13 protein-coding genes are annotated in these 14646 nt (G+C 32.0%); all 13 read right to left on the bottom strand.

Annotation, left to right across the window (positions count from 1 at the left end; genetic code table 11):
* Nucleotides 1-173: 173 nt before the first annotated feature.
* Complete coding sequence (locus KFV12_RS01160) at nt 174-809, bottom strand: FMN-dependent NADH-azoreductase (protein WP_239242110.1); 636 nt, start codon at nt 807-809, stop codon at nt 174-176.
* Nucleotides 810-955: 146 nt separating this feature from the next.
* Nucleotides 956-1327 carry an iron chaperone gene (locus tag KFV12_RS01155; RefSeq protein ID WP_239242111.1) on the bottom strand — a complete coding sequence of 124 codons (372 nt, stop codon included), beginning with the start codon at nt 1325-1327 and terminating at the stop codon, nt 956-958.
* An 18-nt stretch (nt 1328-1345) separates the two neighbouring features.
* Nucleotides 1346-2017 carry an ABC transporter ATP-binding protein gene (locus tag KFV12_RS01150; RefSeq protein ID WP_239242112.1) on the bottom strand — a complete coding sequence of 224 codons (672 nt, stop codon included), beginning with the start codon at nt 2015-2017 and terminating at the stop codon, nt 1346-1348.
* Nucleotides 2014-2943 carry an ABC transporter permease gene (locus KFV12_RS01145; RefSeq protein WP_254257093.1) on the bottom strand — a complete coding sequence of 310 codons (930 nt, stop codon included), beginning with the start codon at nt 2941-2943 and terminating at the stop codon, nt 2014-2016. Before KFV12_RS01145 ends, KFV12_RS01150 begins: the two co-directional genes overlap by 4 nt.
* On the bottom strand, nt 2940-4106 hold the full coding sequence (locus KFV12_RS01140; RefSeq protein WP_239242114.1) for an ABC transporter permease: 1167 nt from the start codon (nt 4104-4106) through the stop codon (nt 2940-2942). Before KFV12_RS01140 ends, KFV12_RS01145 begins: the two co-directional genes overlap by 4 nt.
* Before the next feature lie 41 nt (nt 4107-4147).
* A complete protein-coding gene (locus KFV12_RS01135) occupies nt 4148-5629 on the bottom strand; it encodes a Rossmann-fold NAD(P)-binding domain-containing protein (protein WP_254257092.1) in 1482 nt (493 codons plus the stop codon).
* A gap of 189 nt (nt 5630-5818) precedes the next feature.
* A complete protein-coding gene (locus KFV12_RS01130) occupies nt 5819-7129 on the bottom strand; it encodes an MFS transporter (protein WP_254257091.1) in 1311 nt (436 codons plus the stop codon).
* A gap of 116 nt (nt 7130-7245) precedes the next feature.
* Nucleotides 7246-9129 (bottom strand): FUSC family protein, encoded by a 1884-nt coding sequence (locus tag KFV12_RS01125; protein ID WP_254257090.1) that lies wholly within the window; start codon nt 9127-9129, stop codon nt 7246-7248.
* A 180-nt stretch (nt 9130-9309) separates the two neighbouring features.
* Nucleotides 9310-10539 carry a carboxylate--amine ligase gene (locus tag KFV12_RS01120; protein ID WP_254257089.1) on the bottom strand — a complete coding sequence of 410 codons (1230 nt, stop codon included), beginning with the start codon at nt 10537-10539 and terminating at the stop codon, nt 9310-9312.
* A 174-nt stretch (nt 10540-10713) separates the two neighbouring features.
* Complete coding sequence (locus KFV12_RS01115; protein WP_111716114.1) at nt 10714-11310, bottom strand: YdeI/OmpD-associated family protein; 597 nt, start codon at nt 11308-11310, stop codon at nt 10714-10716.
* A gap of 114 nt (nt 11311-11424) precedes the next feature.
* Complete coding sequence (gene modA / locus KFV12_RS01110) at nt 11425-12201, bottom strand: molybdate ABC transporter substrate-binding protein (protein ID WP_254257088.1); 777 nt, start codon at nt 12199-12201, stop codon at nt 11425-11427.
* A 97-nt stretch (nt 12202-12298) separates the two neighbouring features.
* Complete coding sequence (gene ahpF / locus KFV12_RS01105; protein WP_254257087.1) at nt 12299-13822, bottom strand: alkyl hydroperoxide reductase subunit F; 1524 nt, start codon at nt 13820-13822, stop codon at nt 12299-12301.
* A gap of 109 nt (nt 13823-13931) precedes the next feature.
* Complete coding sequence (ahpC, locus tag KFV12_RS01100; protein WP_239242122.1) at nt 13932-14501, bottom strand: alkyl hydroperoxide reductase subunit C; 570 nt, start codon at nt 14499-14501, stop codon at nt 13932-13934.
* Nucleotides 14502-14646 lie beyond the last annotated feature (145 nt).

Here is a 14646-nt window from a genome sequence, read left to right as displayed (position 1 = left end):
TAGTTATTTTGATAATTTATTGAATTATTTTCAAAATAATTAACACCTTAATTGCAATTAAAAGCTAAAATAATATTTATAAATAGAAAATAATTAATAAAATTAAAAAAACCAACGATTCAAAGGAATCGATGGCTGTAATTTATTCATTATTATTAAAATTTCATTTATATTTAGAAAGTTTTTGCTAAACTTTCAGCTTTTTCAATTGCAGCAGCTTTGATTGATTCTGCTTGTTCTGGTTGTGCATTATGACCTTCAATGATAATTTCTTCAACGCTTGGAATACCGAAGAAACCTAAAATTGTTTGTAAATAACGGTTACCCATTTCGAAGTTTGCTGCTGGACCTTCTGAATAGTAACCACCACGTGCTTGAACGATTACCGCTTTCTTATCTGTAAGTAATCCAACTGGACCTTCAGCAGTGTATTTGAATGCTTTTCCAGCTACTGCTACTGCATCAATATAAGCTTTAACAATTGCCGGGAATGACAAGTTCCACATTGGCGTAACGAATACATATTTGTCTGCCGCAGCAAATTCGTCACTTAATTCATTTAAACGTGCAACTTTTTGTTGCTCAGTTTCAGTTAAAGTTTCGAAAGCTTCTCCTGATTGTAATTTACCCCAACCAGCAAATACTTCTTTATCAATTAGTGGGATAAATGTTTCATATAAATCAATATGTTTAACTTCGTGATCTGGATGAGCTGTTTTGTAACTTTCAATAAATGCTTTCCCTGTAGCCATTGAGAATGAAACTGTTTCATCATTAGGATGTCCTGTAATGTATAATACTTTAGTCATGTGTAAAAACTCCTCTTTTGTGTGTTTTTTAGTTTAATTTTTATACTCGATATAATTATTATATTACATTCTGTAAATTAGTCAACTAGAATGTTTATTCATTCAAAAATAAAAACCAAGGAAAATATTCCTTGGTTCTTACTACATTATTTTCTCCAGAAAGTATCAACATCTTTTTTATCTTCTATATTATACTTAATCATTGCTTTCAATAAATCATAATCGATTTCCTGGTCCCACTTTACTTTGAAAAGACCTGCAGTTTGAGCGTATCCAGCTTCTGCTATCTTATCTTTAAAATGCGCCATCGTTTGATTTTCCGGTGCTATTGAAATATGCGCTTTTGCTGTACTGACACCCAGTATAAACGTGCCGTGATCTGAATACATCGGTGTATTCCATTTATATTCACGTTGTAATTCCGGAAAATTTGTCTCAATCCATTCAAATAAATCCTGAATCTTACCGAGATGATTGATGTTTGTTAGTTTGTCAAAGAACGGTTCAAATTTATGCATAACTTCCTCCATATTCATTTATTTCAATTGTAGCATATCTTCAAATGTCCAGTCTTTATCAGTCAGTACCTGTTTATAAAATGGATCTTTGCCAATTAATTTTATATGATCTCCAATCGCCTCAACTTCATCTAAGTGATGCGTCGTTAAAATAATGAGTTTACTTTGTTTCAGCTGATTAATCAGTCGATGAATGTCATATCTCGATTTCAAATCAATACCAACAGTAGGTTCATCCAAAATAATTATATCTGGATTTCCAAGTAAGCCGATTAACATGTTCACTTTACGTTTCGTCCCTCCAGATAGTGATTGAACTTTCGCCTTATCTTCGCGAATATTTAAAGCATCTTTATAAGTATTTAATAGATTATCATCGATAGGAGAAGAATACAGACCTTTAAAGAACTTTATATTATCACGCACTGATAAATGTTCAAATAAAGCGATGTCCTGAGGTATGTAGCCTAAACGATTCTTTAAAGATTTATGACTTAGATCCTCACCAAAATAAATAATTTCTCCTGCATCTTGCGTTTCCAGCTTTGCAATCATTCGTAACAATGTTGATTTCCCAGCGCCATTCTCACCTAACAGGATTGTTACAGCCCTATCTTCAAAAGTTGTGTTCAACTGATTAAAGATTTCTTTTTTCCCATATCGCTTAGTTAAGTTTTTAACTTCTATCATATACTTCCTCCTATCGATAACAGCATATAGACGGTCACAATCATCAATGTGAAAGTAGTCGTCATAAATAGACGATGACTTGTTGTATTGACTTTAAAGAGTAATAAACTTAATACGAATTCATAAATAAGTGTGAATAAGAAGCATACAAAATAAAACTTTATACTCATCATTTGATTCATGAACAATGCTGCAAAGATAATTGATAACATGATTATGAAAACGTGAACCATGATATACGTTATATGTAAATAATACTTTGTCTTGTCAAACATATACATGCGTTCAAGTGCTGCGTCCTGCTTTAAATGATAATGAAGTATCACTTGTATAGATGATACAAATAAAATAAGCGCGAATATTGTACTTAAAGAAATTGATTCATCTTGTGATTTTGAAACTGCAATTTGTTTCATACGACTTTCCGGTGTTTTCTGATAATACATCTTCTTAACTTCTTCAATATTTACTTGCTTCTCTTTATCAATATGATATTTCACGATATAAGGAATCTGAGCTTCAAATAATGTTTTACTTACTATTTCCTGGGCAATAGCCCCAATAAAATCATCTCGATAATAAAGTATAATCGTATCTCTTAAAGATTGTTGCTTTAATGCTTCATTAAAACCTTCAGGAATTGATAAACTTAACACCGCTTCTTTAGTCTTCACATGATCTTCTATAAAATTTTCTTCATCACCAATTATTTTAACAGTCATATCATGATTGTTTTTAAGCATGGCAATCAATGCCTCTGATGATTGAGAATGATCTAAATCCTGCACAACTATCGGCATTTTAAACACTGCATTCATTTTTTGTTGCATTATAAAACAAGTGAGTAGTATACCAGCAATCAGCAATGACAATAATAAATATGATTTCCATTGTTTTTGCACTACGAGGTATAAGATAGATTTCATCGTCTATACCTCCATATCAGTTGTAATATCAATAGACTTATCAATATAATACATATCCAATAGAACAGAATAGGAGTCTTTATAAAATAGTTATTCAATATCAATTCCAGTACTTTATTAAAAATATGACTAAACGGTTGATGATACAATATACCGCCTAATACATCCTTAAAATATATCGAAGGGATTGTTGCTCCGGAAAATAAAATGATAAGACCCGTTATCATTACTTTAAGAATCAATTGAAACGATTCATTATTAACGAGTTCAATAAGCATCATCACCACAAATATCATTATGAGGTATAAGAATAAAATAATTAAAAGCGGCATTAGGTTATAACTTTCAAAAGATACATCTAAGTATTTTAATAAAACATACAATACTACTGCAGAAAATAAAAGTGTATACCATAAACTTATTAACCCACGTGTCAATGTTAGTTTTTCATATGAAAAATGAAACATTGATAGACGTTCTTTCAAAGCATGCGCCTGATTCATCTTCAAAATATTAAACAGTGATAAAAACAGTACATAAACACTGATAAAATAAACTGAAATAGTATAATACTGATAGTTATCATAAAGTTTAACCGGCTGCTCATCAAAGGCACCATTACGATTCAGACCCGTAAAAAGCATATCCGTCATCATCATTAACATCGCATCATCACTTGACTCCGGATATAATGCTTTATACGCTCCAGCGCCACCGATAGAAAGCATCAAACGACTATATACGGAATCCGTTAACTGATAGATGATAATACTCTCAAGCGATGTTTTATCGTATGTGTAAACAGAAATCGGTAATGCGCCTTGCTTGTAAAATGCCTCAGTCATTCCTTGATCGAACACGAAATAACCATCTAGATGATGTTGCTTTAATTCATTATTAGCCTTAGTCGCTTCAAACTGCTTTAATTCAATATCGTTACCCATACTCTTTCCATCGCCAATTGCATCTAGTATCAACTTCGTTTCTCTAGATTGATCTTCATCTACTAATCCAATCGAAAACTTATCGTCTTCCTGACTTTTCATCACAGATAATCCTATGAGTGTCGCAAACAATACAAAAAACAATACTAATATATAGACCAGTAAATACCACTTTTTCATAAGAAAAGAGTGATAAATGCTGAACAGTTGTAGTTTCACATTTATCACCCCTTATTTTTAATCAATAACCATTAACTTTATTAATTTAAATCTTTAGAAACGTCTTCAAAAATTTTATTAAAGTTCTCACTAATATCATCCTGCAATTGTTGGAGGTCACTATCAGACATTGTGCTTAAGTCTTTAGCACCGTCAGATTTCACTTTCACATCTTGCTTTAATTTTGTCACAGCATCAAACATCAATTTAACCGGTTCATTTTGAACATTTACAGTAAACTCTGCTTTTTGCTTTTGTTCATTGTTGCCGATATCTGTTACTAAATCATTTGTATAATTTAATTTTAAATCCTGTCCAGCTAATTGAGATAAATCGATTGTTCCTTTGTCAGTACGTTTATCACCATCTGTTTTAGAATCATTTACAAATGATATTTCTCTTGCACCATCTTGATTAATGACAATTTTGTAATCATCTTTATAATTTTCATCTTTTTTAGTTGAATCTCCTGTTAACACGAATGCATCTGGAGCATCTTTAGCAGAACCTTTAACCTCTAGTTTTAAATTGTCATCAACTTTTGTTAAAGCATCTAATTTAACTTCTTCTTCATTACTTGTCATCACCAGATTGCGTTTCATAATTTGTTTACCATCAACAAAGATTGTTGAGATTACTTTTGGAAACTCAGATTCTTTTTGATCTTTCACTTCTTTTAGTGCTTTATCTAACTCTTTATCGTAGTCTACACCTTGTGCTTGTTTTGTAAATAAATCTTTTAATTCTTTGTCATCTTTTGCTTGTTCTAACATTGCAACGATGATTTTCTTTGTATCTTTTGGTTGTAACGTCATTGTTAACTTCTCTAAATCCTTCTCTTCATCAAAGATTTTAACTTTTTCTTTATCTTTTTTAAATTGATCATCTTCTACATTATCAGCAAATGTTTTACTGTAACGCTCGATGATTTTGTTCATATCTTCTTGAGAAAGTTGTGCGCCACCTAAAAGGTTGTTCAGATTTAAAGAATCATTTGTCATATCTTCAACTGAAGTTGGATCTCCAGATATTTTTTCAATCGTTTCAATAATTTTATCATTTGGAACGCTTAATACATCATTTAACACTGGGGCAGAAAGGTATTGATTTTTGTTATCTGCCTGCCACGCAAACTCACCAAGTTTATTATCAGCAATCGTAGGTGTGATGCTTAAATTTGATAATTTATCTTTACTATTATGTGCTACATCAAATACGATATTTGATGAATCAATTACTGATTTTGAAATACCCATTTGTGATACAAATGCTTCCGGAATATCTGCACCTAACTTCATATTTACTGCATAATTATCATCCTGCATTTTCTCTTGGAATTTTGTTTCATTTTCAAAACGCTCATTGAAATAATCTTGCAACGACTCCATTGATTCTTTTTCACTTAAAAGATACGCATTTTTCGGTGTGTTCGTTAAAAAGTAATACGCTGCTGCTCCCCCGCCACCGACTAATAATACAAGTGCTGCTATGATTCCTAAGATCAACCCTTTTGACTTTTTCATACCATATCCTCCACTTTTGTATTTAATATCTCGCTCTATTTCATCATATCAAAATAGAAATCATTACGGAATACTTTTCACAAAATTAACCATAAATAATATTATTTATGAAAATTTTTTTACTTAGCAATGAAATTATGTAAAAACCACTTTGAATAAACATATTACAGTTAAAGATTAAATTTCATACTACATTCTTTCGTTACCTGCATTACTTAATCGAATTACTTTGAAATGTAATAGATAAGCACCAAGAGCCATCACAAATAAAGATAAGATAGCAATACGACTTGCTAACGGTCCATAATCTTTTAATAGCAGAGTAATCGTTCCATAAACAAAAGGTCCAAAAACTGCAGATAATTTACCACTCATTGAGAATAAACCAAAGAATTGTCCTTCGTGAGCTTCCGGTGAGAGTTCTATGATAAGCGTTCTAGAGATAACCCAGATAGAACCCATTGCAATTCCGAAAAGAATCGCACAAATATAAAATGCCGACTTAGGTAAAGGAATACTTGCAATAATAAGCGCAATCATTAATACTAGCGCGACATAATGCAACGCTTTTAAAGAACCTATTCTTTTAGCAATGTATCCAAATACAAAGGCACCTATTACACTGAAAATCGTTGCTATCATAAATATTTTAATAAATTCACTTGAAGTAAACCCTACTACAGTAGTGGCATACGGTTGCATCATACTTATGGCAGTCGCCAAAGCATCATTTAAGAAGAAATAAACAATTAAGAATACATATATTGCGGGTTCGTTCTTAGCAAGCTTATAAGTTTCTAAGACTTCTTTATAGCCTGATGTTAAGCTTGATTGAGATACATGTTGTTTCATCGTCTTTTTATTGCCATCTTTACCAAAGATAAAAATAGGTATGCTAAATACTAAAAATAAAATAGCGGTTGGAATAAACGTCTTTCCAGCATCTTCAGTACCTACTAAAGCCATTATCGTAAGTACACCAAATAATGTTCCCATGTAGCCTAACGCTACTCCAAATCCAGATAATACTGAGTGATCTTCTTTTGGTGCTAAACTACTCATCATTGCATCGTAAAATACAAGACTCGAATTATACATAAATTTCGCAATCGTAAATAAGATAATAATCAGCAAAAATGAAACTGGAATGCCGAACATCTGTTGTTTAATATCCGCTTCATAAATATAGCCCATCAGAAAAGTACAAATAAACACTACTACAGTGAAGATGATAACCCATTGCTTCTTCTTTTGCGTTCTATCAATATATACTCCGTAAATCGGACTTAATACAATGAGAAGCAATGCTGCTACACTTGCTGAATAAGCAATCCAGGTTGATGATACCTGCTCAGTTACAGGATCAACGCCAAACTGTTCTGTTACAAATTGTGGAAAAAACAATGTCACGATATTTGCACTAAAAATTGTATTACTGAAATCATAGAGTGCCCAGCTAAAAATAGGTAACGACAATAATAGTTTAAGATCTTTCTTCATTAGTTGCTCCTTATGATCTGTAATACTCATAGTTTAGCGATTGTTTTATACAAATACCATAAATTTTCTGTTTCATTATTGTAAAGAAAAAGAAGTGAAGCAATATATTAAACCCTTCATTTAACTTTAAAATCCTGTAAGTCCATTAATGCATAATGAATTTGATGATACCTCTCTAGTGGCTTTAAATCAATAAGTGAATGGTTACTACCTCGTTCAAAGTATTTCGCGCAATTTTCAAAAGCAAGTAAATATTGTCCCATCATTTCATTATCTATTACAAACTGAACGTCATCTTTGATAACACGCTGTAAAGAAAAATTAATTTGTTCTAATAAGTGAATGGCTGGATAATAATGTAGCACCTGTTGTTTATTATTAGAAATTTCACCATATGCATTTGTATAAGTCATTCTGACATTCGCGACATTTAAATAAAGTTTAAACATATCTTGATAACGATCTCGTATTGCATAATGATTCTGTGAAAAAAGATAATGGAAAGTTGCTGCCTCTACGTGAATTAAATCTGTAATGAACTTCGGAAGCTTCTCACTTGCAGTTGTTCTACCAAGAATTAGCACACCAAGAACTGCAATGATGACCCCTATAACAACATCTATTATCCTTAAATATGCAAAAGAATATGAAATATGCCCAGCTGCGATACCTGACATAAGCAACACTTGTGTTGTAATTGAAATCATTGCGAGTGCATAGTTTGATCCAACAAAAACTTCATTGATACCTCCAGTTATAGCAATAATAATCGCTACAATAAGTAAATCAGGATTTATACTGATAATTATAGCTGCCACAATGATCCCTAAGAGTGTGCCGATAAATCTGGCACCAGCGCGTTGCAGACTTGTGACAGTTGTATTACCGATTAGTACTGAATGTACAGTCAAAGCCACCCAGTACGGACGATCGATATGAAATAATAATGCTATGAATATGGCTAAACCCATTATCACAGCATATTTTATTGTCATCATGAATACACTTGATTCTGGTGTGATATTTGATAATAATCTACGCATGAAATGTGGGCGACTATTCTCACTTTTATAGTTAATCTGTTCGACCGGTGCAAAAAGAATTTCTTCTACTTTATACAAATTGTTTTCCAAATTTCTAAATTCTTCTGAAAGTTTAACTGCTTTATTCCAACTTGGTTTGGTCGTCTTATCGTCTGTTACCATATCAACGATATAATTCATCATTTCTATTAAAATACCTGGGATAGGACGAATATTCTTTAAATGTAAATCTAATATTTCTGAATAAATCCCTTCAGCCAAGTGATGTAATAATAAAGTACGCTCATATTCTCCACCATCTTTACTGAAAGCAGGACGCGCTGCATAAAGCGCATCGTTTGAAGCCATTAAAGAGCGCACTGCTGTCTTATGTGCTTCATTAAAAGCAGCGTTATCATAGAATGCTTTTAATAACTTTTGCAGCATACGATAATCACTAATTACAATTTCACGTTCATAATTTCTATCAAATAACTTACTATGTATTGAAATAACTACAATTGTAATTAGACCACCTATTACAACCAACACCGCTCGATTTAAAAATAATTCTGGTGCATGTGGCATAATTGACGATAGTCCATATGCCACTAAAAAGAAAGTAGAACTAGGACCTTTAATTTCGAGCGCATTACATACGTAATACGGTATTACTGTAAATCCAAATAATAAAAAACCGAATAAAACCATATTACCAGCCGTAATCGTACCGAGAGCCATTGCAAAAGCTAATGTTAAAGTGGCAATCGTTACTGTTTTTAATTTAGATTGTAAAGTTCCGCCAAATACATAGATATTAGATAATGTTCCAAGTGATATCAACAATCCAAATGGTAAATTATCAATGAAATAACCATATATCATAGGTATTAACATCAATATAAATTGAATGACGCCTTTCGAAACATTAATCTTATCGATATCAACATATATTAACGATTTGTAATAATGATACACTTATGCTCACCTGACTTATTTTTATTTTTATACGATAACATTTTAACATGGAATATTTTTTTATAATGTCTATAACAATCATTTGAGTTCATATAAAGGTATAAAGATATAGGTATAATATAAACAGATAATAAGATAAAAAAATAAACGACAAATAAAAAAATAACCACTATAAAGTGATTATTTCTGTTCTTTATACCACTCACTATTTTTATACTTCAGATGATACTTGGCATTTCTCATCATCAGATAAGCTTTCCGCTTTACTGAACGATCTTTTGCATAAAATAGTGGATTATAATATTGATGTTTGTGAATAAGTTGTTTAATTTCTTTACGTAATGATTTTTGTTTTACGTATTTTAATATAATATCTTTAGGTACTACCGTAAATAAATGTGTTGTATCTAAATATTTCACTGGATGGGATTGATTTAAAATTAAATCTTCTACATAACATCTCGCAATTGAATACCCTGTTTCTTTGACGTAAGAACTTGAACGGCCGGCACGTAAATTAACCTCGAAAAACTTGTATTTACCATCTCGATGATCATATTTTAAATCAAAGTTAGCAAATCCGGTATAATGCATACCTTCCATCATCTTAATCACTTTATCCATCAAATCTTTATCATATCTTGAAATGAGTGCTGTATAATTACCGATAGCTGTCATTGCAGGTTCTTGTAACAATACTTGTGCTAATGTAATCACTTGCGCTTTTCCATTTGAATCACCGTAATAAACGATGTCCCACAAGTCCTGATCGCTTCCTTCAATAAATTCCTGAATAATAATATCCTCACGATAGCCATTATTATGAAGTAATTCAATCGTCTCATTAATTCCAACGTAATCATCAAGGACATAAATTTTCTGCTTCCCTTTAAACTTTAAATTAAAGTAAGCTGTGCCATCATCAACTTTAATAATTGCCGGGAATCTAATAGGTTCATTAAATGTTTCGATGGTAGCTAAATTAAAGTGGTATGTCGTAGGAATATCAATACCGTATGAAGCAACCGTCTCATAGAAATGTTTCTTATAATATAATTGGTTAAATAAATCTTGTGTCGGAAAATTAAAGGTAAAATCTTCTCTCAATTTTGCTTCATGTTTAATTAGCATCTTAACATATTCATCTGTCGTTGCGACAAGCAATAGTTTACGATTTTTCTTACGATATTTCTTTGCAATGCGCTCAAATGTTTCGATGAAAACTTTGTCATCATATATCATTTTATCAATATAATAATCGCTAATAAGACTAGAAAATTTAGTGAACGATAAATAATCGGCTGCGACGATGACCGACTTTTTCTTATAATCTTTATGAAAACTTGCTGCTGCAGCATACGCATGTATGTTTGCACCCAAAATTATTGGGATAAAGTTAAATTTAGCCATGTTCATTATCCTTTATATAGTAGTTTTGTTCCAGACTTTCCAAGCTGCTTAATTCATTATATTTTTGTATGGTAATGAATGCAAGTATACATTCACCAAGTATTGTTAAAATACAAATATTTTCTTTAACATATTATAACATTATATTTTTAAAGCGTATGACATTATTATTTGTTATCGTTCTAATAAACCTTTTCCCTGATAAATTTTATCAGCATACTTTTCTATACGATTCCTTTTCGTCTCGCTGCGTTTCGCTTTATTAATTTCAATGACGTACGCACGTTGGCGACCAGGTGTTAATTTATAAAACGCTTCTCTTAAACGTTCGTTCTCTTTAAATGCTTCTTCTAATTCGATAGGAATTTCTAATGGTCCATGTTCTTTTTTAGGAGGTTTTATGCCTGTTTTCTCAACTCGAATTGCTTCTTTAATATAAAAACGTATCATATCTGCTTTTTCTTCAATCTCTTCTACTGACGAAAAGCGTAATTGACGATCAACTTGAACATGTTCAGTTTGTTGAATTAAAAGATTGTATTTATCTTCAAGCATTACTCCTTTATGAAATAATATAGCAACATATGATTTAAAGCCATGTATCAGTAACACATTTTTATCTTTCATTGTATAACAAGGATGCATCCATTTATAATCTTCTTCAAGATCAAATTCTCTTATAATCGATCTTAACAATTGATAAGCATCGTGCCATTGTGAAGTTTTATTAAAAAATTTTTCTAGTTTTTGTTCTGTTGATAATTCCGTCATACGATTTCCTCCAATACTTCTTTATTATAAACAATATCTATTTATATAGGGGAATTAAATTTAATGAATTTTCATTATTTAATTGTTCTTTGTTTTAAAAAAGAAGCAGCATCGCTACTCCTTTTCATTAATATCAAAACCATATTTTTGATACACTTTTTTACTTTGATTATTCTGTAAATACTGATAAAGTTCCTCAGTTTCTTTCTTATGTTTAGTGTCTTTTATTTTAGCAATTGGATATGTTATCGGTTCATGTAAATCATCTTGAATTTTGAGTGTATGCTTTATTTTATTTGTTGATTTGAGGTCTGATGTGTATACGATACCTGCTTCAGTATTACCGGTTTCTACATAGGTCAATACTTGACGTACGTCCTTCGTTAATACTAATTTTGATTTGACTTTTTGATATAGTTTTTTGTTTTCTAAGGCTTGTTTACCATATTCGCCTGCAGGTACTAATTCCGGATTGCCAAGTGCAATTTTTTTTATCTTTTCTTGTTGTAAATCATCAAGAGATGTTAGTTTCTCTTCTGTTATAAGCACGAGATGATTTTTCAGTAAAGACTTTGTATCCTCTTTATCTACAGATTTATTTTTTACTAAATCATCAACTTTATCCTGTGCAGCTGAAAAGAATATATCAACCGGAGCACCGGACATTATCTGTTGCGCTAATGCACCAGACGCACCATAATTAAATTTAATATCAACATGCTTGTGTTCGGCTTCATAAGATTTTTCGATATCATTTAATGCATTTTTTAAACTTGCTGCCGCTGAGACAGTAAGTATTACTTTTTCCTGTGACCTTCCTTGTTCTTTCTCTTGATTTACACAGCCACTAAGTAATATACAGACAATAAATATTAAAAATGTTTTCTTCATTACTTACCTCCTAGAATTATTATGTATATTTTACCATATAAAAAAGACATACTACGTCATAACGTAATATGTCTTATAACTTAAATCCGTCATTTAATTAATTTCTGATTAAATAATCAAACGCACTTAATGCTGCTGTTGCACCAGAACCCATAGAAATAATGATTTGTTTATATGTTTGATCTGTACAGTCCCCTGCAGCAAAAATACCTGGTACATTTGTAGCACCATTTTTATCAACGATAATTTCACCGCGGTTATTTCTAGCAACTAAGTCTCCAACAAATTCAGTGCTCGGTACTAAACCGATTTGAACAAATACGCCTTCCAGATCAAGCGTATGTTCTTCATTTGTATTGCGATCAACGTACGTCAACGCTTTTAATGTAGCATCACCAGTTAATTCTTTTGTTGCAGCTGATTTAATAATCTCAGCATTATTTAATGATGCTAAACGATCTTGTAGTACTTTATCTGCACGTAATTCTTCACCAAACTCTAGTAATGTAACATGTTTAACAATACCTGCTAAATCAATTGCTGCTTCAACACCTGAGTTACCGCCGCCTACAACTGCAACGCGTTTACCTTCAAATAATGGACCATCACAGTGCGGACAATATGCTACACCTTTTGTTTGATATTCAGCTTCTCCTGGCACGTTCATGTTACGCCATTTTGCACCTGTTCCGATAATTAATGTTTTAGATGTTAGTTTACCACCATTCTCTAAAGTAACATGTACTAAATCATCAATTTTTTCTAACTTTTCAACACGAACAGCATTCATTACATCGATATCATAACTGTTAATATGTTCTTTTAAGTTTTGCGAGAATTCTGGTCCAGTCGTTTCTTTTACTGTAATAAAGTTTTCAATACCAGCAGTATCATTAACTTGACCACCGATACGTTCAGCCACAATACCTGTACGTAAACCTTTACGTGCTGCATAAATTGCTGCACTACCACTCGCGGGTCCGCCACCGATTACTAATACATCAAATGTTTCTTTCGCATCAAATTCAGAAGCATCTGCTCCACCACCAAGTTTACCGATAATCTCTTCAACAGTCGCTTTACCACTACTAAATTCTTCACCATCTAAGAACATTGTAGGAACAGCCATAATATCTTTAGATTCTTCTCTAAATGCTGCACCATCAATCATTGTATGTGTAATATTTGGATTTAATACCGCCATCATATTTAAAGTTTGTACAACATCTGGACATTTCGTACAAGTTAAGCTAATGAATGTCTCAAAGTTAAAAGGTCCTTCTAACTTTTTAATTTGATCAATAACAGATTGATCTGCTTTAGGTGCACGACCACTTACTTGTAATAAAGCTAAGACTAGAGAAGTGAACTCGTGTCCAAGTGGTACACCGGCAAATGTAATACGTGCTTCTTCATCAGGACGTGCTAATGTGAAGCTGGGTGTACGTTTCAAAGGTGCTTCTTTTAAAGTGATAAGTGAAGACATCTCTTTGATTTGAGTGAGTAAGTCCATCATATCTTTACTTGTTTTATCATCTCCAGCACTCGCTGTAATTACAACGTCGCCTTCCATTAACTCTAAATATTGAGCTAATTGTTGCTTTAATGTATCGTTTAACATTACATTTCCTCCTTTAAAGGATAAATTTCTATATTTTATTACAATAGATACCACAACGCAAAAATTTGCGTTGTGGCAGTCTTTTAATATTTATTTATTGTTGATTAAATTAGATTTTACCAACTAAGTCTAAACCAGGTGTTAAAGTTTCTCCGCTTTCTTTCCATTTTGCAGGACAAACTTCACCATCGTGGCTAGCTACATATTGAGCAGCTTTAACTTTGTCTACTAATACTGAAGCATCACGACCAATTCCATCATTGTTGATTTCCATTGTTTGAACAACACCATCTGGATCGATTAAGAATGTCGCACGTTGTGCAAGGCCTGCTTCTTCATCTAATACATCAAAGTTGTTAGCAATAACGTGAGATGGGTCACCAATCATTGTATATTGAATTTTGCTGATAGCTTCTGAATGATCATGCCATGCTTTATGTGTAAAGTGCGTATCACATGATACAGAATATACGTTAACTCCTAAACCTTGTAACGTTTCATATTGATCTTGTAAATCTTCTAATTCAGTTGGACAAACGAAAGTGAAATCTGCTGGGTAGAAGCATACGATATTCCAGCTACCTTTCATTGATTCATTTGATACTTCAACAAACGCATCTGATTTTGGATCATAAGCATTCGCAGTAAATGGTAAGATTTCTTTGTTAATTAATGACATGTGTAATTCCTCCTGAGAATTTAAATAAGTTATTTTAGACAGCCCCCAGATTAGAATAATTCTAATCTCTACAAAACTTATTATTACATGATGCTCGTTTTAAGTCAACCAACTCAAACTTTAAAATTGTGAAAAATATTTGACG

The organism is Macrococcus epidermidis (assembly GCF_024205965.1).
Taxonomy (GTDB): domain Bacteria; phylum Bacillota; class Bacilli; order Staphylococcales; family Staphylococcaceae; genus Macrococcoides; species Macrococcoides epidermidis.
This window is presented reverse-complemented; position numbering and strand designations above follow the sequence as displayed.

What these genes read in the sequence shown, in the direction of transcription:
- KFV12_RS01160 (WP_239242110.1), bottom strand. Translation starts at nt 809, where the DNA reads ATGACTAAAGTATTATACATTACAGGACATCCTAATGATGAAACAGTT.
- KFV12_RS01155 (WP_239242111.1), bottom strand. Translation starts at nt 1,327, where the DNA reads ATGCATAAATTTGAACCGTTCTTTGACAAACTAACAAACATCAATCAT.
- KFV12_RS01150 (WP_239242112.1), bottom strand. Translation starts at nt 2,017, where the DNA reads ATGATAGAAGTTAAAAACTTAACTAAGCGATATGGGAAAAAAGAAATC.
- KFV12_RS01145 (WP_254257093.1), bottom strand. Translation starts at nt 2,943, where the DNA reads ATGAAATCTATCTTATACCTCGTAGTGCAAAAACAATGGAAATCATAT.
- KFV12_RS01135 (WP_254257092.1), bottom strand. Translation starts at nt 5,629, where the DNA reads ATGAAAAAGTCAAAAGGGTTGATCTTAGGAATCATAGCAGCACTTGTA.
- KFV12_RS01130 (WP_254257091.1), bottom strand. Translation starts at nt 7,129, where the DNA reads ATGAAGAAAGATCTTAAACTATTATTGTCGTTACCTATTTTTAGCTGG.
- KFV12_RS01120 (WP_254257089.1), bottom strand. Translation starts at nt 10,539, where the DNA reads ATGGCTAAATTTAACTTTATCCCAATAATTTTGGGTGCAAACATACAT.
- KFV12_RS01115 (WP_111716114.1), bottom strand. Translation starts at nt 11,310, where the DNA reads ATGACGGAATTATCAACAGAACAAAAACTAGAAAAATTTTTTAATAAA.
- modA (WP_254257088.1), bottom strand. Translation starts at nt 12,201, where the DNA reads ATGAAGAAAACATTTTTAATATTTATTGTCTGTATATTACTTAGTGGC.
- ahpF (WP_254257087.1), bottom strand. Translation starts at nt 13,822, where the DNA reads ATGTTAAACGATACATTAAAGCAACAATTAGCTCAATATTTAGAGTTA.
- ahpC (WP_239242122.1), bottom strand. Translation starts at nt 14,501, where the DNA reads ATGTCATTAATTAACAAAGAAATCTTACCATTTACTGCGAATGCTTAT.